Below are 22,853 nucleotides of genomic sequence, written 5' to 3'. Positions count from 1 at the left end.
TATGAACTGGCATGGAATCCGCGCGATCTACCGCGCAGAAATGGCTCGCACGCGCCGCACGCTGATGCAGAGCATCATCGCGCCGGTGATCTCGACGTCGCTGTATTTCGTCGTGTTCGGCTCCGCGATCGGCTCACGCATCAGCGACGTGAACGGCATCGGCTACGGGTCGTTCATCGTGCCGGGCCTCGTGATGCTGTCGCTGCTGTCGCAGAGCATCTCGAATGCGTCGTTCGGCATCTACTTCCCGCGCTTCACCGGCACGATCTACGAGATCCTGTCCGCGCCCGTGTCGTATTGGGAGATCGTGATCGCGTACGTCGGCGCGGCCGCGTCGAAGTCGATCCTGCTCGGCGTGATCATCCTCGCCACGGCCGGCCTGTTCGTGCCGCTGCACATCCTGCATCCGGTCTGGATGGTGCTGTTCCTGGTGCTGACGGCTGTCACGTTCAGCCTGTTCGGCTTCGTGATCGGCATCTGGGCCGACAGCTTCGAGAAGCTGCAGCTCGTGCCGCTGCTGATCATCACGCCGCTCACGTTCCTCGGCGGCAGCTTCTACTCGGTCGACATGCTGCCGCCCGCATGGCGCGTCGTCACACTGTTCAATCCGATCGTCTACCTGATCAGCGGCTTTCGCTGGTCGTTCTACGGGATCGCCGACGTGCACGTGTGGATCAGCCTCGCCGCGACCGCGCTGTTCCTCGTGATCCTGCTCGCGATCGTCGCGTGGATGTTCCGCACCGGCTACAAACTGAAGAATTGACGCCGGCGAGCGTCGCGCGCGCCGCCCGACGATGACGCATTTGGGCAAGCAGGCGGCGCTTTTCCTCCGATGCGGCAGTTTGTGGTCGCGTCTACTGAATACGAAGCATCGGGGCCGTCGAGCATGCGCTGCGCGGCCCCTTTTTCATTTCAGAGGACGCCATGCCCACCGCCACCGCTCCCGCCTCCGCCGCCGCCCGGCTCGAACGCCTGCCGTTCTCCGGCTATCACAAGCGCATCTTCTTCATCATCGCGATCGCGTTCTTCTTCGACTCGGTCGATCTCGGCACGATGACGTTCGTGCTCGGCTCGATCCGCAAGGAGTTCGGGCTGTCGACGGCCGCCGCCGGCCTCGTCGCGAGCGCGAGCTTCTTCGGGATGGTGCTCGGCGCGGCCGTGGCCGGCCTGCTCGCCGACCGCTTCGGCCGCCGGCCCGTGTTCCAGTGGAGCATGGTGTTGTGGGGCGCCGCGTCGTACCTGTGCTCGACCGCGCAGAGCGTCGACGCGCTGATCGTCTACCGCGTGCTGCTCGGCATCGGGATGGGGATGGAGTTTCCGGTCGCGCAGACGCTGCTGTCCGAATTCGTGCCGACCGAGAAGCGCGGCCGCCTGATCGCGCTGATGGACGGCTTCTGGCCGCTCGGCTTCATCACGGCCGGCATCGTCGCGTATTTCGTGCTGCCGCAATTCGGCTGGCGGACCGTGTTCGCGCTGCTCGCGATTCCGGCCGTGTTCGTGCTGGTCGTGCGCCGCATCGTGCCGGAATCGCCGCGCTGGCTCGAACATGCGGGCCGGCACGCGCAAGCCGACACGGTGATGCAGACGATCGAGGCGAAGGTGATGCGCTCGGCCGGCGTCACGACGCTGCCGCCGCCGTCGCGGCTCGCCGAGCCGGCCGCCGCGCGCGGCCACGGCGCGTTGCGCGAGATCTGGAGCGGCGTGTACCGCCGCCGCACGGTGATGGTGTGGCTGCTGTGGTTCTTCGCGCTGCTCGGCTTCTACGGCCTCACGTCGTGGCTCGGCGCGCTGCTGCAGCAGGCCGGCTTCGAAGTCACGAAATCGGTGTTCTACACGGTGCTGATCTCGCTCGGCGGCGTGCCGGGCTTCCTGTGCGCCGCGTGGCTCGTCGAGCGTTGGGGCCGCAAGCCGACCTGCATCGCGTCGCTGATCGGCGGCGGCGCGATGGCGTACGCGTACGGCCAGAGCGCGCTGTACGGCGGCAGCACGACGCTGCTGATCGTCACGGGCCTCGCGATGCAGTTCTTCCTGTTCGGGATGTGGGCGGCGCTGTACACGTACACGCCCGAGCTGTACGGCACCGGCGCCCGCGCGACGGGTTCGGGCTTCGCGTCGGCGATCGGCCGGATCGGCTCGCTGATCGGGCCTTACGTGGTCGGCGTGGTGTTGCCGGTGTTCGGCCAGGGCGGCGTGTTCACGCTTGGCGCGCTGTCGTTCATCGCGGCGGCCATCGCCGTGTGGACGCTCGGGATCGAGACGAAGGGGCTCGCGCTGGAGCAACTGGCGGCAGGCGACGACGCGGGTGGCAGCGGCCGGTATCCGGCGGCGGCAGCGGACGAAGCGTCCTGATCGCCGGGTGGGTTGTCAGGCCGTTTCGAGCCGAATCCAGGTGCTCCTCGATCTCGACCTCATCCTGCCGATGCACGGCGCGGCGATCGCGCATGACATTCCGCGCGTGCTCGCCGCGCGATCGTCCAGTGCGAGGCCGCCGCCGCGTAAGCCGCGGCGGCGGTCATCCGGCACGGGTACAGCGGCGCCCGTCAGGCGTCGGCGACGACGAACTCTTCGGCCGCCTTGCGCTGGACCGCGGCCATCACGGCCAGTTCGCGCTTGCTGCGCGTATCGCCGGACACGACGCCCGTCGCGTGCTTCGCCTTCGCGCCCAGCGGGAAAAAGACGAACGACGCGCCGGCCGGGGCCGCCGGCTCCGCGCGCAGGCGTTTGTTCAGGATTTTCAGATACTTCTTCTTCGAGACTTCCTTAGCAGCCATGGCGCCCTCCGCGTACACGTGATGCGGACCAGCATACCAGTTTTGCCGATGCGCTCCGTGACAGCGGCCGCGCGGCGCACCGACTCCATCGCGCGTGAAAATTTCTCGCCCGCGATGTCGATTCGCGTCGCCGTCGCGCGTCGTGTTGTCGTAACCGATCGTTTTGCCGTCGCACCGTCGGCAAGCGCCCTGTTCCCTTTCAAGGAGAGACGACAATGCGCGTCATGGTCATCGTCAAAGCCACCGCCGATTCCGAATCCGGTCGGCTGCCCGACACCGACATGCTGGCCGCGATGGGCCAGTTCAACGAGGCACTCGTGAAAGCCGGCATCCTGCTCGCCGCCGACGGGTTGCACCCGAGCAGCCGCGGCAAGCGCGTGCACTTTTCCGGCAAGAACCGCACGGTCGTCGACGGCCCGTTCGCCGAAACGAAGGAGCTCGTCGCCGGCTACTGGCTGTGGCAGGTGAAATCGATGGAGGAAGCCGTCGAATGGGTGAAGCGCTGCCCGAACCCGATGCCCGGCGACTCCGCCATCGAGATCCGCCCGCTGTACGAACTCGAGGAATTCGGCGACGCGTTTACGCCCGAGCTTCAGGAGCAGGAAGCGCGCATCGTCGCGGAAATGGACGCGCGGCAGAAGCGCTGAGCGGGGCAAGCGGGCGGTGTGGGCGCAGCCCGCCTGTACCCAAATGAGCCGGTTGACGAAGCCCTGGTCAGTAACGTATCTTTTTGACACGTTAATGACCAGGGCTTCGTCATGCATTCCCGTTTCGACCGTTTCCGCTTGACCGCGCTCGGCGCCCAGCTTGAAGCGCTGATCGAGCAGCCCGAGCGCTATCTCGAGTTCGCGGCGCTGTCGCGCGTCGGCGTCGCCGCGATCGGCGCGATCCAGGACGAGATCGCGCACAAATTCCCCGAAATCGAAGCCGACACGACGGCCCGCCAATTCTGCGGCGCGATGGTCGCCGACGTCATGCGCCGCCACGGCCACGAGGTCGTGCAGGCGCGCGGGCGGCTCGGCGGTGCGCTGTTCAGCTATGGCGCGGTATTCAGCGCATCCCCGCACCGGCTGCCGTTCGCTGACATCGTCGCCGCGCTGGCGCGCATGCCGGCCCGGCTCGCCGCTTACGCCGCGCACGTACCGGCCGCGCTGGCCACGCGCCGCCCGGCCGGCACCGGCTTCTCGCTGGTCGAACATGCGTGCCACCTGCGCGATCTCGATGCGGTGTTCGCCGCGCGCATCGACGCCGTGCGCACGGCCGAGCTTCCCGCGATCGAATCCGTCGACGGCACCGCGCTCGCCGCGCAACGCGACTATCTCGCGCAGCCGCTCGATCTCGCCGTCGCGGCATTCGGCAGTGGCCGCGCCGCGCTGTGCGCCACCGCGGCCGCGCTGGAGCCAGCGCAACTCCAACGGTGCGGGCTGCGCGACGGCATCCGCCGCATGTCGCTCGACGAACTCGTGCGCGAACTGCTCGATCACGACCGCACGCACGTGCTCGAACTCGACGAACTGCTCGCGGAACTCGAATTGCCGCCCCTGCCTGCAGCGGCGGCCGCATGATCGCGCCCGCGCCCGTCGTCTCCATTCACGGTTTCATCGGCACGTTCGACGTGCACGGCTGGCACGGCCCGCATCTTTGCCCCGACCTGCTCGGCTACGGCGCGCATCCTATGCAAACCGTCCGCCTGACAACCCGTAGGGTTCGCCGAAATATGGTTGAAAGGCGCGATTGCTAAAGTCGTCGCAACAGGGTTTTCCCGGCCTCCCGCCCCGGACTGGAACGACACATGCAAGGATCGATGAACCTGGCACGTACTTTCTGGCTGCTACTGCTGCTCGCCGTCACGAGCCCTGCGTTCGCCTTTCATGCGCGGGTCGTCGCGATTCCGAGCGCCGCGATGAGCGAAACGCTGAAGGCCACCATCGTGCTGCCCGACGATTACGCACGCGACAACCACGGCGAGCGCTACCCCGTCGTCTATCTGCTGCACGGCTCGGGCGGCGACCATACCGACTGGACGTCGAACACGCACATCGCCGCGCTGGCCGACCGCTATCGCGTGATCCTCGTGATGCCCGACGGCGGACATGAAAGCTGGTACATCGACAGCCCGTTCGATTCGGGCAGCCGCTACGAGACCTTCGTCGGCGATGAAGTCGTGTCCTATGTCGACCTGCATTTCCGCACGATCGCCGCCCAGCACGCGCGCGCGATCACCGGGCTCAGCATGGGCGGCTTCGGCGCCCTGCGCATCGCGCTCGACCGGCCCGACACGTTCGGCGCGGTGGGCAGCATCAGCGGCGCGGTCGATCCGCGCTGCTGCACGGACGAGCCGGGGATCGCACACGTGTTCGGTGATCCCGATCGCCATCCGTCGTTCTGGAACCGAAACGTGATCGTCGAAAACGCGCGGGCATTCGTGCGCGCTCATCTCGACCTGACGATCGATTGCGGCCGCGACGACGCATTCGTCGACTCGAACCGCACGCTGCACGAACGGCTCGTCGCGCTCGGCGTGCCGCACGACTATGCGGAGCGGCCGGGCGGCCATACGTGGGATTACTGGGCGAATGCGATCCGCTACCAGATGCGGTTCTTCGCGACGTCGTTCCAGCATCGCGGCTACGCGTACCGTGCCGCGCCGCCTGCACCGGGTATGACGCGCGCGGGCTGACGCACGAAAAAGAGAAACGACGAAGCCGTCAGTTGCCGTGCGTGGTGTCCGCGCCGACGACGCGATCGAAGAATTCCTGCGCACGCGCCAGCTCGTCGAGCGCGCGATCGAGACGCGACATCGCGCGTGCGTATTCGGCCGACGAGCCGTCGTCGTCGCTTTCGCCGCGCACCGCGCGAAACGCCTGATCGACGTTGCGCGTCGCTTCGACGAAGCGTTGTGCGGCCCGGGCTTCCGGCGAACAGATGTGGGTCGACATCGACACTCCTCCGTCAGGATTGCAGTGTGAAGCACGCCGACGCCCAGTGTGCGTGGTACGCATGTCGGCGACGTGAACCACGACCCGTCGCGTGTCGACGCATCGGCCGCCGCACCGCGCGCTTCGTGCCGATTGTCGCTCCGCGCTCGTCGATCCGCTACGGCGAGATTGCAACAAATTCTTGCGCGAACGGCGTCGCGCCCGGCGTCACGCGCGCCCGATGCGCGGATGCGCGAGCCCGGCGAACGCGGCCGCCTCGCCCGGCGACAGGTCGAACAGATCGCCGGTGAGATCGCGCGGATGCTCGGCCGCCGGCCGGTTGCGCAGGCGCGCGACATGCGTGGGCGCCACGTACGCGGCCGCCGTTTCGAGCGGCGGCACGTCGAACAGATCGCGCGTGACGCCGCGCACGGCGTCGGTCGGCGAACGGCCGCGCAAGCGCGCGACCAGCTCGACGAAGCGATCGAAATCGCCCGCGCGCGTGGCCTTGTTCACTTCCGCGAGATCGCGCGCCTTCAGCACGCATGGCTGCGCGAGCCGCACGAAATACGGTGCCTCGAGCTCGACCGACAGCGCGAGCGGATAGCTCTTGCCCGTCTGCTCCTTCGCACGCCCGATGCAGTCAACCACGGCCGCGCCCTGCGCGGCGCCCAGCGGCCTGCCCGTGCTCACGCTGCGCAGATGGTCGGGAAACACGCGCAACTGCGTACCGACCGTCAGCGCGGTGGACGACGCGCACACGAGCGCGTAATGCTGCTCGCGACGCCGGCCCGACGGCAACGTCGAGCGGCTGGCGATGAACGTGTGCGGCGGCAACGGCCGCACCTGACCGCTTGCGTCGACCCACGCATTCCACAGCAGCGCGTCCTTGCGCTCGCCCGCGCGCGGACGCGACGCGACCGGCGAAAACAATGCGAGCAGCGAACCCGTGCGATGCGCGGCGACTTGCGCGCTGCTGCCGAGCGGCTGGTTGATGCCCCACAGAAAACGCCCGCCGCCGAGCCGGCGCTCCCATTCCTTGCGGAGCACGACGGTCGGCAATTCCTCGCCGGACTCGGCGCCGATCTTGGTCCAGCAGAACGTGGGTGGGAGGTGTTTCAGTGTCATCAACTTTCTCGGGGATACAGCCTCGCTGCTGACAGCAAGCCCATTCAACAGCCGTAACTGTATAGGTATAATGCATCGCATGGAAGCCCCGGACCAAGATTTTCCCGTTCAAGACCTGTTGCGCCGCTTGATGGCAGACACACGCTCGTCCAGCGAAATTGCGCGACTTTCCGGGGTCAGCCAGCCAACCGTGTCGCGCCTTCGGCTGTCGAACGGGCGCCGGCTGCGCCGCAGCGCGCCATTCAACAAGCTATGCAGTTTTTATGGCGTCGATACCGAGCCGTCGCGGCGCCGGTACAACGACCTGCTGCGCGACGCGATCGTCGACGCGTGGGACGGGTCGGACGAGCACGGGCGCGCGCTGCTGGTCGTGATTCAGGGGCTGAAGGGTTTGCAGGCGAAGGCGGACGACGGGTGATGTCGCCAACGTGCCCGGTCATTCATCGGGATTGAACGGGATCGGCGCGCGCGCCCGCATCGGCGACGGCGCGCCGTTTTCTACGTGTGTGGCGCAGCGGCTCGCCGGCGCCGCATCGCGCGCGGCAGCATCGAGGCGCGGATAGCCGCTGCCGGTCACGACACGCGCGGCGACCACCCGGCCGGCCGCGTCGGTTTCCAGTTCGACGAGCGCGGTGCCGTGTTCGCCCGTGCCGTCGTCCTGGCGGCGCCCCGTCAGCCGTCGCACGCCGCGCTGCATTGCGCGAGCGAATTCTCCTTGCTGCGAAAAACCAGCGGCTGCTCGTCACGCGGCGCGCGACGTCGCGCGAACTGCACTGCCTGTTCGATCTGACCGTGATGAGCCGACTTCGCACACACCGGATCGGCTTCCTTCGGATCGCCGGCCAGCAGGTACGCCTGACACCGGCAACCGCCGTGATCCGCATGCCGCTCGTCGCACGTACGACACGGCTCGCGCATCCAGTCGTCGCCGCGAAATGCATTGAACGCATCGCTGTCGTACCAGATGTCCCGCAGCGAGCGATCGCGCACGTTCGGCAGCGCAAGCCCCGGCAGCGACCGCGCGGCATGGCACGGCAGCGCGGTGCCGTCCGGCGCGACGCCGAGGAACACCGAGCCCCAGCCGTTCATGCACGCCTTCGGGCGGCGCTCGAAATAGTCGGGCACGACGAACAGGATCTTGCAGCGCTCGCCGATCAGCTTCCGATAGCGGTTGACCGTGTCCTCGGCCTCGCGCACCTGCTCGACGGTCGGCATCAACTGGTCGCGATTGAGCATCGCCCAGCCGTAGTACTGCGTGTTCGCGAGTTCCAGGTAATCCGCGCCGAGATCGAGCGCCATCTCGATGATCTGCCCCACGTGCGGCAGGTTGTAGCGATGCAGCACGCAGTTGAGCACCATCGGGTAGCCATGCGCCTTGATCAGCCGTGCGACGTCGCGCTTCAGTCCGAACGTGCGCGTGCTGGTCAGGAAATCGTTCAGCTCGCGCGTCGAATCCTGCAGCGACAACTGGATGTGGTCGAGCCCGGCGGCCTTGAGCCGCTCGATGCGCGCGACGTTCAGCCCGATGCCCGACGTGATCAGGTTCGTATAGAAGCCGAGCCCGCGCGCATGCGCGACGAGCGTCTCGAGGTCGCCGCGCTGCAGCGGCTCGCCGCCCGAGAAGCCGATTTGCGCGGCGCCGAGCGCGCGCGCATCGCTGATGACCGTGCGCCACGCGTCGGTGTCGAGTTCCGCGCCGTGCGTCGCGAAGTCGACCGGGTTGTAGCAGAACGCGCAGTGCAGCGGGCAGCGGTACGTGAGTTCCGCGAGCAGCCACAGCGGCGCGGACGGATGGGGCGTGTCGGGTGTCATGTCAGTCCAGCCAGCCGCGCAGTCGCGCATGATCGAGGAAACGGTAGACGTCGGTCGCGAGATCCGATTGCATGAACAGGCGCTCGAGCTCGCCGATGATGTCGTCCAGTTCGCGCGTGCCGTCGCAGCGCGCGAGAATCTCGCCGGCGCTCGGGTTGAGCTTGACCATGCCCTCCGGATAGAGCAGCACGTACGCATCCTGGGCCGCCTCCCATTGCAGGCGGTACATGCCCCTGAGGCAGGGGCGCAGCGGCACGCCGCTGGCGGCTTCGATCGCGTTCATAGGGGGTAGGCCTTTTCGACGGCGTCGAGCATCGACCACAGGATGTCGAGCTTGAATTGCAGAATGCCGAGCGCGCGCTGCTGCGCGTCCGGTGTCGTGAAATGCTGCAGCGTGACCGCGAGCCCATGCTCGACGTCGCGCTGCGCGAGCGGCACGCGGCTGCGAAAGTAATGCAGCCCGGCCGGCTCGATCCACGGGTAATGCGACGGCCAGCCCGCGAGCCGGTCGAGATGGATCTGCGGCGCGAACATCTCGGTCAGCGACGAGCACACCGCTTCCTGCCACGGCGCGCGCCGCGCGAAGTTCACGTACGCGTCCACCGCGAAACGCACGCCGGGCAGCACGTGTTCGAGCGACCACAGCTCGTCACGCGTCAGACCGCATGCCTCGCCGAGCCGCACCCACGCCTCGATGCCGCCTTCGTTGTCGCCCTGCCCGTCGTGGTCGATCAGCCGCTGGATCCAGCGGCGTCGCGTTTCGCGGTCGGGGCAGTTCGACAGGATCGCCGCATCCTTGAGCGGGATGCAGATCTGGTAATAGAAGCGGTTCGCGACCCAGCCGCGGATCTGCGTGGGCGAACAGGCGCCGCTGTTGAGCCGCCGGTTGAACGGATGATGGATGTGATAGCGCGATTCGAGCGCACGCAGGCGCGCCTCGAATTCGGTCGCGGTCCAGGGCGTCGCGTGCAACGCCGTAGCGGGGATCGGTGCGTTCATCGTCAGACCTGGAATTGCATGCCGTCGTGCGCGACGTCGATGCCGTGCGCGCGCAGGTGCGCGTGCTCGACGGAATGCGGATCGAGAATCGGGTTCGTGTTGTTGATGTGCGTGAGCACCTTGCGCGTGCGCGCGGGCAGCGTATCGAGCCAGTCGATCATGCCGGGCCGCCCGGGTTCCGCGCACTGCGCGAGATGTCCCATGTCCGCCGCGTGCTTGCCCGACAGGCCGAGATCGATCATCTCGGTGCCGGTCCAGAACGTGCCGTCCACCAGCACGAGATCGACGCCGTCCATGGCCGCACGTACCTCGTCGGTGACCGACGCGAGCCCCGGCGCATAGAACGCGCGCCGCCCGCTCGCGACGTCTTCGATCGACAGCGCGATGTTGTCGCCGGGCACGGCCGACGCGCGTCGCGGCGAATAAGGCGGCGGCTTGCTGTCGACGGCGAGCGCGGTGAAACGGATCCCGCTCGCGGCCGGCACCGCGAACGGCTCGCCGGGCACGATCGTGTGCGCGGCCACGCCGCAGTAATGGCCGAGCAGCGGCACGAGCGGCAAGCCGGTCGACAGGTCGTCGAGCACCGGCGCGCTCGCGTAGAGCGGCAGCGGCGTCGAACGCTCGCGCAGCATCAGCAGGCCCGTCACGTGATCGATCTGCGCGTCGCACAGCACGACGGCGGCGATGCCGCTGTCGCGAATCGCGCGCGCCGGTTGCAGGTCCGGATCCGCGCGCAACTGGGAAAGGATGTCGGGCGACGCGTTGACGAGGACCCAGTCGACGCCGTCGTCGCTGACCGCGATCGACGACTGCGTGCGCGGCAGCACATGGCCGCTTCCGCTGCGCGCACGGCGGCAGTTCGCGCAATTGCAGTTCCATTGCGGCAGCCCGCCGCCGGCTCCCGAGCCGAGTATCTTGATCTTCATGGCGTCAGCTCCCGAGGCCGCCCGCGCCGATCACGGCGAAACGGGCGGCACGCACGGCGATCAGCGGTTGGCGATGTACATCGTGATTTCGAAGCCGAAACGCAGGTCGGTGTAAGACGGTGTCGTCCACTGCATGGTGTGTCTCCTGTCTGAATTGATGAGTCGATGAGTCGATGCGTTGCTGGATGAATCGAACGACCGCGGCAATCGAGCGGTCGGTTTCTATTCAGCAAGGAGCGTGCCGAAGCCGCTTTTCGGCGGCCCGGCGGCGGTAGACGGCCATCATCCGGGCATCGCGGCGGAATCCTTACGAATAGCCGACACGATTCGCGCGAATGCGGTCCGCCACCCCGGCGGAACGCTGTCCGCGCGTGGTCGCAGGTGTTGAATCGTTGAACACCGGTGTTGCAACTTGACACACCGGCTGTGACAGGTCGCGCGCAGCGCGACGAGCGCGTCAGCTTTCGTCGGACGGCTGGCGCCCCGCGTCGGCGGCCGGCATCTTCCGGTAGATCGTGTTGCGCGAGACGCCGAGCGCGCGCGCCGCGGCGGACACGTTGCCGCCGTGACGGGCCAGCGCGGCGGCGATCGCGGACGCGGCGACGTCCTGCAGGCGCGCATCGACGGAAGGCAACGCGTCCGCGGCGCCCGGCCCGGCCGCGGTGCTCGCCGCGGCGGGCGAATCGGGCGTGGCCGGCACGGCCTGCCCGGTCTGCACGGCATCGCCGCGCCGCAGGTCATCGAAGAAGTCGTCCGGCAGGTGCTCGCGCCGGATTTCGCCATCGTCGTCGACCATGGCCGCCGCCGTGCGCAGCAGGTTGCCGAGCTGGCGGAAGTTACCCGGCCACGTGCAGCGCACGAACAACTCCATGACGTCCGGCGCGACGGACAGCGGCGGCCCGCCCGGCCCCGCGAACGCCTCGCGTTGCAGCATCTTCTGCACGACGACCGCGAGATCCGTGCGGTCGCGCAACGGCGGCAGGCGCACCACGAGGCCGTTCAGCCGGTAGTAGAGATCCTCGCGGAAACGGTTCTGCGCGATCATCTCGCGCAAGTCGCGGTGCGTCGCGCAGATGATCGCGATGTCCACGGCAATCGTCTTCGTCGACCCGAGCGGGTTCACGAGGCGCTCCTGCAGCACGCGCAGCAGCCGCACCTGCAGCGGATACGGCATGTCGCCGATCTCGTCGAGGAACAGCGTGCCGCCGTTCGCCTGCAGCAGCTTGCCGATCGCCCCCTTGCGGCGCGCGCCGGTAAATGCGCCCTCCTCGTAGCCGAACAGCTCGGACTCGATCAGCGTCTCCGGAATCGACGCGCAGTTGACCGCGACGAACGGCGCGTCGCGCCGCGGCGAGTCGTTGTGGATCGCCTGCGCGAGCAGTTCCTTGCCGGTGCCGGTCTCGCCGGTGATCAGGATCGGGATGTCCTTGCCGATCACCTTGCGCACCTTCGCGATCACGCACGCGACCTGCGCATCGCCAGTGTCGAGATAGTTGAGCCGCGACAGGCCGGCCGACGTGCCGGCCGCCGGCGCGGGCGCCGCGTTCGCGCGTGCGGCCGGCGCGCCCGCGTCGTGGACGTCCGTCGGCCGGCTGCCTTCGGCGAGCGTCGCGCGGCGGAAGTGCACGCGCGCGCAGACCACCGCGCCGTTGCCGAGATTGAGCATCAGGTGCCGGTCGGTGCTCGCGCGCATGCGGTCGATCAGTTGCGCACTGGTGACGTCGAACAGCGACGACAGCGTGTGCGCGCGCAGCGCCGAGAGCGGCATGCCGAGCTGAAACTGCGCGCTGCGATTGGCCGACAGGAAGCGCCCGTCGGCGGTGAACGCGACGATCCCCTCCATCAGCGTGCCGAGGAACTCGGGGCGGCCATGAAACGACACCTGCAGCGTTTCCTGAAAGGTCGTCGTAAACAGGTGATTCTCGATCATCTGCACCGACATCTTCGCGAGCGCCATCGTGTGCTGGTGATAGCTGCGGTGGTCGCCCGTCACGTCGAGCACGCCGATCGCGTCGCCGTACGGATCGAGGATCGGCACGCTCGAACAGGTCAGGAAGCGGTTCGCGGCCAGGAAGTGCTGGTCGCCGTGGACGACCATCGGGCACAGCTCTGCCAGCGCCGTGCCGATCGCGTTGGTGCCCTGCCGGCTCTCCGCCCAGTTCGCGCCCGGGCGCAGCGCGACCTTCTCCGCGCGGCGCAGGAAATCGTCGTCGCCGATCGAATGGAGAATCAGCCCTTCCGCATCGGTCAGCACGATCATGCTCTGCGTGTTGACGATCTGCTCGTGCAGCGTCTCCATCACCGGCATCGCGTGCACGCACAGCACCCGGCTCTGCTCGCGCTTGAGCACCAGCGCCGCGTTCGACAGCACGTCGTAGTCGGGTCGTGCCGATACCTGGAGGCCGAACGTCTCCGAGCGCTCGTGGGCCTTCTGGATCGACGGCGCGGGCCAGCCAGCGGGATGCGCGGCCCGTGACCCGGCCGCCTGCTCTACGTCATCGCGCATTGTCTCCTCCGGGGGATCCTTCCGGTCAACTGCCGGACTCTTTGCCGTCATTGCAAGCAAGCATCGGGCCACGCGGGCGCCGCGCGATAAATTGAAAGGACGATGTAATGAATCATCCGGGCGCGGCCGGGCGTGTCGTGTCGCGTCGCGCGACGGGCAGGCCTTCGTGATACCGCGAATTCCCGACGCGTGACTACCCGTGCGAATCCGGATCCTCGCGGCTGGCGCGTTTCTGGCTTTATCGCAGAACCCGTCCGGCCGCTGCCCGGCCGCGTGACGGTTGCCTTCCGATTCCGCCCGAACCCTATCGACATGACGCGTCGCCCGATTCGATCCACGCCGTCGCCTGCCATGCGGGCCTTGCCCGACGCATCGACGTCACCGCCCACGCCCGTTCGCCGACACCTGCACCGGGACGCGCAATCGATCGCGTTCGCCGTGGCCGGCGCCGCGCAAGGCCATCCGGTCGTCGTACTGCACGGCGGACCCGGCAGCGGCAGCCAGGCCGGCATCCTGCGGCTGTTCGACCTTGCCCGCGTGCGCGTCGTGCTCGTCGACCAGCGCGGCGCGGGCGCGTCGACACCGCGCGGCGGCACGCGTCACAACACCACCGCGCGGCTGATCGCGGATCTCGAAGCGGTGCGCGAACAGCTCGGCATCGCACGCTGGGGCGTCGTCGGCGGATCGTGGGGCGCCGCGCTCGCGCTTGCGTATGCGGGCACGCATCCGGGACGGGTAACGGGCGTCGTGCTGCGCGGCCTGTTCCTGACGTCGCCACGCGAAGTCCGTGGACTCTTCGTGACGTCCCGCACGCGCGCGCCGCGCGAATGGCGGCGCCTGCATGCCGCGGCCGGCGGCGGCCGGCCTGAGCGCCTGCTGTCGCGCTGCGCTGCGGGGCTGCGCCGCGACGCGAGCACAACCCGGCAGCGCATAGTCGCGCTCGCGTGGCACGCATACGAAAACGCGATCCTCGCATCAGTACGCACACGCCGCTCGCCCGTGCGCCCGATTCGGTCCCAGAAGACCGTCGGCCGGCTGATCGACAAATACCGGATCCAGGCGCACTACCTGCAACACGATTGCTGGCTCGGCGAGCGCCGCGTACTCGCGCTCGCGCGACGGGCCGCACTGGCCCACGTGCCGCTGTTCGCCGCGCACGGGATGGACGATCCCGTTTGCCCGGTCGGCAACGTCGAGCGCCTCGCGCGCGCCGTGCCCGACGCGACAATCGAACGCGTGAAGGCCGGGCATCTGGCAAGCGATCCCGCATTGGCGCGCAGCGTCGCCCGCGCCGTGAATGCGATGTTCGCGATGGTGCCGTTCCCGTGACGGCCCGCGCCCGGTCGTGTCGCGACGGGACCGCACACGCAGCCGCATCACGCTCAATCCCACGCATAGCGCATGCCGACCCACGCGCCGCGCGGCGCGCCCGGCCCGACGAACTGCTCGTTCACCGGATTGGCGCCGTCGAACGTATGGTTCGCCCCGTTGAAGAAATTCTGGCCGAGTGCGCCGAAGCTCGCGTAGCGCTTGTCGAACAGGTTCGTCACGCTCGCGAACACCTCGAGCCGCTTCGTGACCCGGTAACGCATGTCGAGATCGACCAGCACGTAGCCGGCGATCCGGCCGTTCACGTCGCCGTTGTTCTCGTCGCCGCGCGCGTACACGCCGCTACGCCACACGACGTTCGCGCCGATGTCCCACGCGGACGTCGCCGCATAGTCGAGCCGCAGTTTCACCGTATGCGCGGGAATGCCGGGGATGCGGTCGCCCGGCTTGACCGTCACGTTGCCGTTCGCGTCGGCCGCCGAATTCGCGGGGCTGTGTTCGGTCCACGACGATCGGTAGGTCGCATCGACATGGCTGTACGACAGCCCGACACCGAGCGGGCCGAACCGCGTGCGGCCGGCGAGCTCGATCCCCTGCCGCCGCGTATCGCCGACGTTGCGGAAGTAGCCCTGCGCGCTGGCCGGGCTGCTGATGAACTGGATGTCGTCGGTCAGCGTCGTGCGGTAGGCCGCGGCGCTCCAGGTCGTCGCCGCGCCGATGCGGCCGCGCACGCCGGCTTCGAACGTCTTCGAGATCACCGGCTTGAGCGCCGGGTCGGCGATGAAGTCGTTCGGCAGCGAACACGGCGCGGCCGGGTCCGCGCACGCGAGTTCGATCGCGGTCGGCGAACGCATGCCTTCGTTGTAGGCCGCATACGCGGTGAAGCCCGCGACCGGGTTCCAGTTGAGCCCGACCGCCGGGTTGAAGCGCGAGAACACATGGGCGCCGTCGAGTAGCGGCTGCACGCCGCTCTCGTCGCCGATCTGCGCTTTCGACCAGTCGTAGCGGCCCGACAGCGTCAGCGTCCAGTGCGGCGTCAGCGACAGCGCGTCGCTCAAGTACACGCCGACATTCACGTTGCGCGTCTTCGCGCTGGTCTGCGGGACGAAATCGCCGATGCCGATCGCCGCGCGCGCGTCGGTGAAAGACGCGTCCTGCGATGAGGCAACGTAGCTCGAGTTCGCGACATCGGCCGAGACGCCCGCGACCAGCCGGTTCGCCATCCCGCCGAGCTTGCCGAGCAGCGTGAGCTGCACGCTGCCGCCATAGCTGTCGGTGACGATCGTCGATTGCGCGTTGCTGCCCTGCATCGTGTCGACCGTGCCATCGTCGTCCACCGATCCGTAATCCGTATTGTTGTTGCTGCTCGTGTTGACGTTGCGCAGGTGCCGGTAGTACGCATTGCCGCTCAGCTCGACGTCTTCGCCGAAAAAGCGCTCGCCCGACAGCGTCAGGTAGCCCGCGCTGTTGCGGTTCCGGTCCGGATACGTATATGCCTGCTTCCGGTTGTCGAGGAACGAGCGCGGGATCGTCTGGGTGCCGGACAGCGTGTTGTCCGCGCCGCCTGCGGCGATCGACAGCGTCGTGTCCGCATCGGTGTAGCGCAGCTTGCCGAACGCCTGCCGCACGCGGCTCGCGTTATGGTCGGCCCAGCCGCCGTCGTTCGCGACGTTCGCGGTCGCGTAATAGTCGAGGTTCGGGCCGATCGTGCCGCCCTGCTCGATGCTCGCGGTCTTGCGGCCCCACGCACCGCCCGACACCTCCGCTTCGCCGCCCGGGCTCGACCTGCCGTTCTTCGTCGTGATCGCGAGCGCACCGCCGAGCGTGTTGAGCCCGTACACCGGGTTGGAGCCCGGAATCAGCTGCACGCGGTCGATCGCCTGCGTGGGCAGGATGTCCCAGTTCACGACGTCGCCGAACGGCTCGTTCACGCGCACGCCGTCGACGAACACCGACAGCCCCTGCGGCGTGCCGAGCAGCGGCGACGCGGTGAAGCCGCGATAGTTGACGTCCGTCTGGTACGGGTTGCCCTGCGCATCCGAGATCGTCACGCTCTGCAGGTTCGCCGCGAAGAAATCGGCGAGCGTCGCGCGGTGCTGCGCGTCGAGTTCCGCCGCACGCACCGTCTGCACGTTCGCCGGCACCTCCGACAACGGCGTGCCGATCCCGGGCAGCGGCGTCGTGCCGACGACGACCACCGCGGGCAGCACGATGGCCGGCTCGGGCGGCGCGATCGCGCTGCCGTCGGCCTGCTGCTGCGCGCGCACGCTGCCGGGCGGCAGGCCGAACAGCGCCAGCGCGCCGACGGTCGTGCCGATGCATCGCGCACGCCGGCCGCGCCGCGTCGTGCCGGCGCGCACGGCGCCATTTGGTCTCCTGATCATTCCGTTGTCTCCGCACTTGTTTTCCGCCGGGCCGCGCGATGCACCGCGCGGCGCCGGGTTGTCGCGAAACCCGCGTGCGAGAACCGTGCCAGCGCCGCGAGCGCAAGCGGTGCGCGCCGCGTCGCCCCTCGCTTTGCGAAACGCATGCGTTCGGCCGATGTCCCGCTGTTCTACGGACTGCGCCACCTGTCATGTTTGGCAACACTTCCCGCGCGACGGTGTACCTGAATGCAACACCTGCGCCGACGCCACGGCGCGGGTCGTCGATCGGCCCATCGCAAGCGATATGCCGGTGTGCCGCGCCACACCGGCTTCCTGCCGCGATGGCATGCGATTTGCGTGACGGGCAGTGCACTCGGCCCGGAAACCCCAACCGTGCCGGCGCGACGAATCGTTCGCGGCGGTGCGACCACAATGACCCAGGAGACAACCATGAAGAAACTCTCGGCTTCAGCGAGCCGGCTGGCGACGATCGGCATCGCGGTGGCAGCCGCCGTCGCGCTGAACCCCGGCCTCGTCGAAGCGGCCGCGGACTACCCGGCCGTGACCTACCAGCGCCTGACCGATGCACACGGCGATCCGGGCTGGCTGACCTACTACCGCACCTACGACGGCCGCTCGCATTCGCCGCTCAAGCAGATCGACACGTCGAACGCGAAGGACCTCAAGCAGGTGTGGGCGTACAAGTTCCCCGCCGACCTGAAGCAGGGCTTCGAGGCCACGCCGATCGTCAACGGCAACTACCTGTTCGTGACGACGCCGAAGGACAACGTCTACGCATTCGATGCGAAGACCGGCAAGCAACTGTGGAAATACGAGCCGAAACTCGGCGCGGCCTCGTTCAAGACCGCGTGCTGCGACGTCGTCAACCGCGGCGTCGCGCTGTACGGCAAGAACGTCTACATCGCGATGCTGAACGGCGAAATCGCGGCGCTCGACGCGCAGACCGGCAATCTCGTGTGGAAGAAGCAGATGTTCGAGCCGGGCCTCGGCTACGCGTTCTCGCTCGCGCCGCTCGCGATCGACGGCGCGATCGTCGTCGGCACGTCCGGCGGCGAATACGGGATTCGCGGCTACATCGCCGCGCTGAATCCGGAAGACGGCTCGCAGGTCTGGAAACGCTACACGATCCCCGCCGCCGGCGAAAAGGGCGCGGAAACCTGGCCCGACGGCATGCAGAGCCACGGCGGCGGCGCCGCGTGGCTGACCGGCACGTACGACGCCGCGTCGCGCACGCTGTACTGGGGCGTCGGCAACCCCGGCCCGTGGCTCGCGGCGCTGCGCCCCGGCGACAACCTGTATTCCGACTCGCTGCTCGCGCTCGATGCGAAGAGCGGCAACCTGAAGTGGCACTACCAGTACACGAACAACGACACGTGGGACTACGACGGCGTGAACGCGGCCGTCCTCGCGGACATCAAGTACAAGGGCAAGGACTACGACGCGATCATTCACGCGGATCGCAACGGCTTCTTCCATGCGATCGACCGCACGACCGGCAAGCTGATCTACGCGACGCCGTTCGTGAAAGCGTTGTCGGTCACCGGCTACACGGAAGACGGCAAGCCGATCCAGGACGCATCGAAGTTCCCGAAGGCCGGCACGACGATCGAGACGTGCCCGAGCTTCCTCGGCGGCAAGAACTGGTGGTCGATCTCGTACGACCAGGAACGCAACATCGCGGTCGTGCCCGCGCTGCATGCGTGCATGAGCCTGACCGGCAAGTCGGTCAGCTACATGGAAGGGCTGCCGTATCTCGGCGAAGGCTTCGAGATCAAGCCCGAACCGGGCAGCGAAGGCTACGGCGAACTGACGGCCATCGACGTGAACACCGGCAAGAAGCTGTGGAGCCACTGGTCGAAGAAGCCGTGGAACGGCGGCGTCGCGACCACGGCGAGCGGCCTCGCGTTCAGCGGCTCGCTCGACGGTCACCTGTACGCGTTCGATACGGCGACCGGCAAGGTGCTGTGGGAAAGCCCGCAACTGGCGAGCGGCATCATTTCGCAGCCGTCGGTGTACGAGGTCGACGGCAAGGAATATGTCGCCGTGCTCGCCGGCTATGGCGGCGCGAACCCGATCTGGGGTGGCCCGATGGCGGACATCGCGAAGGACGTTCCGCGCGGCGGCACGCTCTACGTGTTCGCGCTGAACTGACCCGGCGCTACGGCCGAATCGCGCCCGAGTCGCGCCCGCATGCGCCCGATGCGGGCGCGACGCCCCACCCGCTTCAACCGGACACACCACCATGAATACTCGCCTCACTTCCGTTACCGTCGCCAGTCTGCTCGCCGTGGGCGTGGCGCTGACACCGGCAGCCGCGTCGGCCGGCGTGCGCGTCTGCACGCTGCCCGGTAGCCCGACCACTGCGCTCGACCGCTCCGTTGCGCGCGAAGTGTTCCGCGCCGCGGGCATCGCCGCGACCTTCAACGCACGCGGCGTCGACGACAACGGCGACGACGACGGCATCTCCGCCAGCGAGCTGACGAAATCGCTCGAACGCGACTGCGACGTGATCGCCGGTTTCCCGCGTTCGGCGATCGCCGATGCGTCGGGATCGAAAATGACGTTCTCGCAGGGCTATCTGCGCTCAGGCTACGTCAGCGTGTCGCTGCCCGATGCGCCAGCGCCGTCCGGCGCCAAGGAAACGATCGCGGCCACGTACGGCAGCCCGTCGCAACTGATCGCCGCGCAGCAGGCGAACGCACGCTTCGACCTCGAGAACACGAGCGAGAAAACGATCGGCGCGCTCGCCGCGGGCCGCGCGCAGCGCGCGATCGTCTGGTACCCGAGCGTCGTCGCGTACGAGCGTGCCCATCCGAAACAGCGGTTCAAGGTGGCGGCGACGTCGTCGCCGTACTCGGACTGGCAACTGTCGTTCGCATTCGGGCCGGGCAAGGACGCGCTGCAAAAGCGCATCGACGCCACGCTGGCGCAGATGAGCGGCAACGGCCGTCTCGCGTCGCTCACGCGCGGCTGGACGCTCCCCGCCGACATCGCGCAAGCCGCCGCCACGCACGTGCCCGGCCGGTTTCTCGACGGCGCGATCGCGTCCGCGCAGCGGCCGGCAAGGAGCGGCTTCATCAAGGTGTCGACGAGCGAAGGCAGCGGCGTCCCGTCGTTCGACCAGGCACAGGTGCAGCACGGCAAGAAGCTCTACGGCGACGCGTGCGCGAAATGCCACGGCGACCAGCTCGAGGGCAATACCGCGCCCGCGCTGAGCGGGGAATCGTTCGCGCCCGAGGGCAAGTCGCACATCACGGTCGGCGGCATCTTCCTGTACATGTCGAGCAACATGCCGGCCGATCGCCCCGGCAAGATGAGCGCACAGGAATACGAGGACCTGATGGCGTTCCTGCTCTACTCGAACGGCTACGACGCGTCGCAGAGCAAGCTGACCGCCGATATCGCCAACGCGTCGAAGGCGCCGCTCATCGCCGGGCCGCGCAAGTAACTTTCCCGCCCGCTTTCGTTTCGGTCGAGCGCCGCGCCGGGCAGCCTGCCCGGCGCGCGGGCCCGGCTTTTTCTTTTCATTTCATTTCGTTCAGGACGACATCATGATCTCCCGCCATCGCAGAACCTTCATCGTGCAGGCCGCCGGCCTGTGCGCCGCGCTCGCGGCCGGCACGCGCGCCTTCGCGGCCGCCCCGCCCGTCGACGAAAACGACGCGACAGCGAAGACGCTCGGCTACCGCGCAAAGGCGACGACCGTCGACTCAGGCAAGTTCCCGAAGTATCAGGCGGGTCAGACGTGTTCGAACTGCCGCTTCTACAAGGCTGCCGCGGGCGAATCCGTCGGCACGTGCCCGATGTTCGCGGGCAAGACGGTTGCCGCCGAAGGCTGGTGCAACGTCTATGCGAAGCTCGCTTGATGCCGGGCCCGCCCGCGAGCGCGACGACGCGTCGCGTCGCGGCGCGGACGCCGAACGCGCGGTGCATCTGCATGCGCTGATCGCGCTGGGCATCGACCGCGGATACGTGACGCACGGCGAAATCGCCGATGCGTTGCCCGATGCGTTGCCGGATAACGCGGCCGAACGCGCGGATGTCGACGCAGCCGCGTCGATGCTGCGCGAGTTCGGCATCGACGTACGCGAGCATGCCGGCGAGCACACTGAGTGGACGCTCGACCGTCATTTTGCGCAGGTGTCGGAAGTCGCGTCGCCGCTCGCCGACGCATCGACGCCGCTCGCGGCCGACGACCTGCTCGCGGGCCGGACCAACGATCCGGTCCGGCTCTATCTGCGGGAAATGAGCGCGACGCCGCTGCTCGAACGCGACGAGGAGATCGCGCTCGCGCTTCGTCTGGAAAGCGGACGCGCCGCCTGCATCGACGCATTGAGCCGCGATCCGGCGGCGCTCGCGGCCGTCGCGGCGATCGCGGACGACATCCGTGCCGGCAAGGCGGCGGCGTCGGTTTACGTGACGGGGCTTACCGGTGAGATCGAATCGCCTGCAAGTACGCCGTCGATGTTGCCCGACGATCCGGCCATGGCGTCGCCGGCGCCGGACGATGCGGCCGGCCCTTCCGTCGACAGCGACGCGTGGCGCGATACGGTCGTCGAAGCGCTCGAGCGCGCCGGTGCGCTGGCGCCGGCCATGCAGCATGCATTGCACACGGACGGTTTCGCGTCGGCCGCCAGCCGGGCGCTGCTGCGCGAAGCGGCCGCGTTGACCGGCGCCATCCGCTTCACGTCACGCGCGATCGAACGCATCGGGCAAGCGAACCGCGAGCGCGCGACCCGAGCGCGCACGTTCGAAAAGCGGCTCGTCGACACGCTGGCCGCTGCGGGCATACATGCCGAATCCGCGCGCCACGACCTCTTCGCGCCGTGCGACGACGTATACGCATGGCTGCACGCATGCGGCACCGCGCATCCCGACTGCGCCGGCGCCCTCGCCCGCCATACGCCGGCGCTAATCGACGCGCGCGGCGCGCTCGCGCGCGTCGCCGCTCAGTCGCCGTTGCCGCTCGACATCGCGATTGCGCTCGACGCGCGGTGCTCGCGTATCGAGCGGGCGATGCAACCCGCGAGAACGAAGCTGTTCCAGAGCAACCTGCGGCTCGTCGTGTCGGTCGCCAAACGCTATGCCGATCGCGGCCTGCCGTTCTCCGACCTGATCCAGGAAGGCAATATCGGGCTGATGAAGGCCGTCGATCGCTACGATCACCGGCGCGGCTTCAAATTCTCGACCTATGCGACCTGGTGGATCCGGCAGGCGATCACCCATGCGCTCGCCGATCTGGGCCGCACGATACGCGTGCCCGCGCATACGGTCGATACGCTCAACAAGCTGTCGCGGCTCGCACGCATCCATCGGCAACGAACCGGCGACGTCGCCGACGCGCGCGCGCTTTCCGCGCAGATGCGGCTGCCGGTCGACAAGGTGCGCGAGCTGATGGGCATCGTGCGCGAACCGATCTCGGCCGACCTGCCGGTTTCGCCCGATCACGACCTCACGCTGTGCGACGTCACGATCGACCCCGACGCGCCGACGCCGGAAGAAGCCGCGAGCGCCGGCCAGTTGCGCACGGCAGTCGCGGCGCTGATCGATTGCCTCCCCGCGCGCGAAGCATGGATTCTTCGCCTGCGCTACGGGATCGACGTCGACAACGAGTATTCGCTGCGCGAGATCGGCCGGCAACTGAACCTGTCGGCCGAACGCGTTCGTCAGCTCGAGGTGGCGGCGCTCGAACGCATCCGGCAATTCCGGCACGCACCAGCGCTGCGCTCGCTGCTCGCCTGACGCGCCCGTGCCGGGCGAGCACGCGACGGCTCGCACACCGAACTGCTCAGGACTGCAACACGCCTGCTGCATTTGTGAACGCCGCACCGCATCGCGCTGCCGTCCGCAAACCCGACGGTTTGGCTGGATCGGGTGTCACGCGCCCGGCTGTCGCGGCTTTCGCCGCAGCCGCGCACCGGTCGCGCAACTGGCACGCATGTTGCGTTTTCCCGGGCACCGTCAGGAATTACACGAACGCAGGGAGACTCGCTTGTCCAAGATTGAATCGGTTCTTCACGAAACCCGTCAGTTCGCGCCGCCCGCGGCGCTCGAGCAGACGGCGACCATTTCCGGCA

22 protein-coding genes and 1 pseudogene are annotated in these 22,853 nt (G+C 68.3%); 12 read left to right on the top strand and 11 right to left on the bottom strand.

Annotated elements, in window-relative coordinates; all coding sequences use genetic code 11:
• The first annotated feature begins 1 nt into the window (after position 1).
• Together J8I35_RS22805 and J8I35_RS22800 are read left to right on the top strand one after the other, a co-directional pair.
• The gene (locus J8I35_RS22805) at positions 2-763 is read left to right on the top strand and encodes an ABC transporter permease (protein WP_050012272.1); all 762 of its coding nucleotides are present in this window, start codon (positions 2-4) and stop codon (positions 761-763) included.
• Between the two features lie 161 nt (positions 764-924).
• On the top strand, positions 925-2,349 hold the full coding sequence (locus J8I35_RS22800) for an MFS transporter (protein ID WP_176016353.1): 1,425 nt from the start codon (positions 925-927) through the stop codon (positions 2,347-2,349).
• 191 nt (positions 2,350-2,540) lie between these two features.
• On the opposite strand, the gene J8I35_RS22795 is transcribed toward J8I35_RS22800, so the two are convergent.
• Positions 2,541-2,771 (bottom strand): hypothetical protein, encoded by a 231-nt coding sequence (locus J8I35_RS22795; protein WP_050012270.1) that lies wholly within the window; start codon positions 2,769-2,771, stop codon positions 2,541-2,543.
• 215 nt (positions 2,772-2,986) lie between these two features.
• On the opposite strand from J8I35_RS22795, the gene J8I35_RS22790 reads away from it, so the two are divergent.
• The 4 genes and pseudogenes from J8I35_RS22790 (at position 2,987) to J8I35_RS22780 (ending at position 5,451) form a co-directional block, all read left to right on the top strand.
• Positions 2,987-3,418: a YciI family protein gene (locus tag J8I35_RS22790; RefSeq protein WP_209926965.1), complete on the top strand. Its 432-nt coding sequence runs from the start codon at positions 2,987-2,989 to the stop codon at positions 3,416-3,418.
• 111 nt (positions 3,419-3,529) lie between these two features.
• On the top strand, positions 3,530-4,336 hold the full coding sequence (locus J8I35_RS22785; RefSeq protein ID WP_089489646.1) for a DinB family protein: 807 nt from the start codon (positions 3,530-3,532) through the stop codon (positions 4,334-4,336).
• Positions 4,333-4,443, top strand: a pseudogene (locus J8I35_RS34645) (alpha/beta hydrolase); the annotation flags it as partial. The gene J8I35_RS22785 and the pseudogene J8I35_RS34645, both read left to right, overlap by 4 nt.
• Positions 4,444-4,575: 132 nt before the next feature.
• A complete protein-coding gene (locus tag J8I35_RS22780; RefSeq protein WP_176016393.1) occupies positions 4,576-5,451 on the top strand; it encodes an alpha/beta hydrolase family protein in 876 nt (291 codons plus the stop codon).
• Positions 5,452-5,479: 28 nt separating this feature from the next.
• On the opposite strand, the gene J8I35_RS22775 is transcribed toward J8I35_RS22780, so the two are convergent.
• Both J8I35_RS22775 and J8I35_RS22770 read right to left on the bottom strand, forming a co-directional pair.
• Complete coding sequence (locus J8I35_RS22775; RefSeq protein WP_050012266.1) at positions 5,480-5,710, bottom strand: hypothetical protein; 231 nt, start codon at positions 5,708-5,710, stop codon at positions 5,480-5,482.
• 207 nt (positions 5,711-5,917) lie between these two features.
• Complete coding sequence (locus tag J8I35_RS22770) at positions 5,918-6,817, bottom strand: hypothetical protein (RefSeq protein WP_050012265.1); 900 nt, start codon at positions 6,815-6,817, stop codon at positions 5,918-5,920.
• Between the two features lie 79 nt (positions 6,818-6,896).
• Between J8I35_RS22770 and J8I35_RS22765 the strand changes: the two genes are divergently transcribed.
• Entirely contained in the window at positions 6,897-7,235 is a 339-nt protein-coding gene (locus J8I35_RS22765) for a helix-turn-helix transcriptional regulator (RefSeq protein ID WP_050012264.1), read from the top strand.
• An 18-nt stretch (positions 7,236-7,253) separates the two neighbouring features.
• On the opposite strand, the gene J8I35_RS22760 is transcribed toward J8I35_RS22765, so the two are convergent.
• The 7 genes from J8I35_RS22760 to J8I35_RS22730 all read right to left on the bottom strand — a co-directional run bounded on the left by J8I35_RS22760 (position 7,254) and on the right by J8I35_RS22730 (position 13,060).
• Positions 7,254-7,502: a TonB family protein gene (locus tag J8I35_RS22760; RefSeq protein ID WP_209926963.1), complete on the bottom strand. Its 249-nt coding sequence runs from the start codon at positions 7,500-7,502 to the stop codon at positions 7,254-7,256.
• Positions 7,490-8,629, bottom strand: a complete 1,140-nt coding sequence (pqqE, locus tag J8I35_RS22755; protein WP_124638880.1) for a pyrroloquinoline quinone biosynthesis protein PqqE — start codon at positions 8,627-8,629, stop codon at positions 7,490-7,492. Before pqqE ends, J8I35_RS22760 begins: the two co-directional genes overlap by 13 nt.
• Position 8,630: 1 nt before the next feature.
• Positions 8,631-8,912, bottom strand: a complete 282-nt coding sequence (gene pqqD, locus J8I35_RS22750) for a pyrroloquinoline quinone biosynthesis peptide chaperone PqqD (RefSeq protein WP_006480620.1) — start codon at positions 8,910-8,912, stop codon at positions 8,631-8,633.
• Positions 8,909-9,628 (bottom strand): pyrroloquinoline-quinone synthase PqqC, encoded by a 720-nt coding sequence (gene pqqC, locus J8I35_RS22745; RefSeq protein WP_050012262.1) that lies wholly within the window; start codon positions 9,626-9,628, stop codon positions 8,909-8,911. The genes pqqD and pqqC overlap by 4 nt, the downstream gene beginning before the upstream one ends.
• A gap of 2 nt (positions 9,629-9,630) precedes the next feature.
• Positions 9,631-10,554, bottom strand: coding sequence for a pyrroloquinoline quinone biosynthesis protein PqqB (pqqB, locus tag J8I35_RS22740; protein WP_209926961.1), 924 nt, complete (start codon positions 10,552-10,554; stop codon positions 9,631-9,633).
• 60 nt (positions 10,555-10,614) lie between these two features.
• The gene (gene pqqA / locus J8I35_RS22735; protein WP_006485436.1) at positions 10,615-10,689 is read right to left on the bottom strand and encodes a pyrroloquinoline quinone precursor peptide PqqA; all 75 of its coding nucleotides are present in this window, start codon (positions 10,687-10,689) and stop codon (positions 10,615-10,617) included.
• Between the two features lie 322 nt (positions 10,690-11,011).
• Positions 11,012-13,060, bottom strand: a complete 2,049-nt coding sequence (locus tag J8I35_RS22730) for a sigma-54-dependent Fis family transcriptional regulator (protein WP_050012260.1) — start codon at positions 13,058-13,060, stop codon at positions 11,012-11,014.
• 351 nt (positions 13,061-13,411) lie between these two features.
• Here J8I35_RS22730 and J8I35_RS22725 point away from each other — a divergent pair, with 351 nt between their 5' ends.
• Entirely contained in the window at positions 13,412-14,389 is a 978-nt protein-coding gene (locus tag J8I35_RS22725; protein ID WP_245170372.1) for an alpha/beta fold hydrolase, read from the top strand.
• Positions 14,390-14,442: 53 nt separating this feature from the next.
• Here the strand turns inward: J8I35_RS22725 and J8I35_RS22720 are convergent, their stop codons facing one another.
• On the bottom strand, positions 14,443-16,773 hold the full coding sequence (locus J8I35_RS22720; protein WP_209926958.1) for a TonB-dependent receptor: 2,331 nt from the start codon (positions 16,771-16,773) through the stop codon (positions 14,443-14,445).
• A gap of 432 nt (positions 16,774-17,205) precedes the next feature.
• Here J8I35_RS22720 and J8I35_RS22715 point away from each other — a divergent pair, with 432 nt between their 5' ends.
• From J8I35_RS22715 to J8I35_RS22700, 4 genes are all read left to right on the top strand, one after another.
• Positions 17,206-18,927 (top strand): methanol/ethanol family PQQ-dependent dehydrogenase, encoded by a 1,722-nt coding sequence (locus tag J8I35_RS22715; protein WP_069617477.1) that lies wholly within the window; start codon positions 17,206-17,208, stop codon positions 18,925-18,927.
• A 91-nt stretch (positions 18,928-19,018) separates the two neighbouring features.
• On the top strand, positions 19,019-20,224 hold the full coding sequence (locus J8I35_RS22710) for a c-type cytochrome (protein ID WP_209926957.1): 1,206 nt from the start codon (positions 19,019-19,021) through the stop codon (positions 20,222-20,224).
• Positions 20,225-20,327: 103 nt separating this feature from the next.
• Positions 20,328-20,642, top strand: coding sequence for a high-potential iron-sulfur protein (locus J8I35_RS22705; RefSeq protein WP_124594732.1), 315 nt, complete (start codon positions 20,328-20,330; stop codon positions 20,640-20,642).
• Complete coding sequence (locus J8I35_RS22700; RefSeq protein ID WP_209926956.1) at positions 20,626-22,518, top strand: sigma-70 family RNA polymerase sigma factor; 1,893 nt, start codon at positions 20,626-20,628, stop codon at positions 22,516-22,518. Before J8I35_RS22705 ends, J8I35_RS22700 begins: the two co-directional genes overlap by 17 nt.
• Positions 22,519-22,853 lie beyond the last annotated feature (335 nt).

The sequence above is a fragment of the Burkholderia sp. CpTa8-5 genome, from assembly GCF_017815045.1.
GTDB lineage: Bacteria > Pseudomonadota > Gammaproteobacteria > Burkholderiales > Burkholderiaceae > Burkholderia > Burkholderia sola.
Note: the sequence above shows the minus strand (reverse complement) of the source record. Positions and strands in the feature narration are given on the sequence as shown.

Bases quoted from the DNA above. Each gene is read 5' to 3' on its own strand.
- pqqE (WP_124638880.1), bottom strand. From the start codon at position 8,629: ATGACACCCGACACGCCCCATCCGTCCGCGCCGCTGTGGCTGCTCGCG.
- J8I35_RS22765 (WP_050012264.1), top strand. From the start codon at position 6,897: ATGGAAGCCCCGGACCAAGATTTTCCCGTTCAAGACCTGTTGCGCCGC.
- J8I35_RS22785 (WP_089489646.1), top strand. From the start codon at position 3,530: ATGCATTCCCGTTTCGACCGTTTCCGCTTGACCGCGCTCGGCGCCCAG.
- J8I35_RS22725 (WP_245170372.1), top strand. From the start codon at position 13,412: ATGCGGGCCTTGCCCGACGCATCGACGTCACCGCCCACGCCCGTTCGC.
- J8I35_RS22775 (WP_050012266.1), bottom strand. From the start codon at position 5,710: ATGTCGACCCACATCTGTTCGCCGGAAGCCCGGGCCGCACAACGCTTC.
- J8I35_RS22715 (WP_069617477.1), top strand. From the start codon at position 17,206: ATGAAGAAACTCTCGGCTTCAGCGAGCCGGCTGGCGACGATCGGCATC.
- J8I35_RS22710 (WP_209926957.1), top strand. From the start codon at position 19,019: ATGAATACTCGCCTCACTTCCGTTACCGTCGCCAGTCTGCTCGCCGTG.
- J8I35_RS22700 (WP_209926956.1), top strand. From the start codon at position 20,626: ATGCGAAGCTCGCTTGATGCCGGGCCCGCCCGCGAGCGCGACGACGCG.
- pqqB (WP_209926961.1), bottom strand. From the start codon at position 10,554: ATGAAGATCAAGATACTCGGCTCGGGAGCCGGCGGCGGGCTGCCGCAA.
- J8I35_RS22795 (WP_050012270.1), bottom strand. From the start codon at position 2,771: ATGGCTGCTAAGGAAGTCTCGAAGAAGAAGTATCTGAAAATCCTGAAC.
- J8I35_RS22730 (WP_050012260.1), bottom strand. From the start codon at position 13,060: ATGCGCGATGACGTAGAGCAGGCGGCCGGGTCACGGGCCGCGCATCCC.
- J8I35_RS22770 (WP_050012265.1), bottom strand. From the start codon at position 6,817: ATGACACTGAAACACCTCCCACCCACGTTCTGCTGGACCAAGATCGGC.
- J8I35_RS22800 (WP_176016353.1), top strand. From the start codon at position 925: ATGCCCACCGCCACCGCTCCCGCCTCCGCCGCCGCCCGGCTCGAACGC.
- J8I35_RS22790 (WP_209926965.1), top strand. From the start codon at position 2,987: ATGCGCGTCATGGTCATCGTCAAAGCCACCGCCGATTCCGAATCCGGT.
- J8I35_RS22720 (WP_209926958.1), bottom strand. From the start codon at position 16,773: ATGATCAGGAGACCAAATGGCGCCGTGCGCGCCGGCACGACGCGGCGC.
- pqqC (WP_050012262.1), bottom strand. From the start codon at position 9,628: ATGAACGCACCGATCCCCGCTACGGCGTTGCACGCGACGCCCTGGACC.
- J8I35_RS22705 (WP_124594732.1), top strand. From the start codon at position 20,328: ATGATCTCCCGCCATCGCAGAACCTTCATCGTGCAGGCCGCCGGCCTG.
- J8I35_RS22805 (WP_050012272.1), top strand. From the start codon at position 2: ATGAACTGGCATGGAATCCGCGCGATCTACCGCGCAGAAATGGCTCGC.
- J8I35_RS22780 (WP_176016393.1), top strand. From the start codon at position 4,576: ATGAACCTGGCACGTACTTTCTGGCTGCTACTGCTGCTCGCCGTCACG.
- pqqD (WP_006480620.1), bottom strand. From the start codon at position 8,912: ATGAACGCGATCGAAGCCGCCAGCGGCGTGCCGCTGCGCCCCTGCCTC.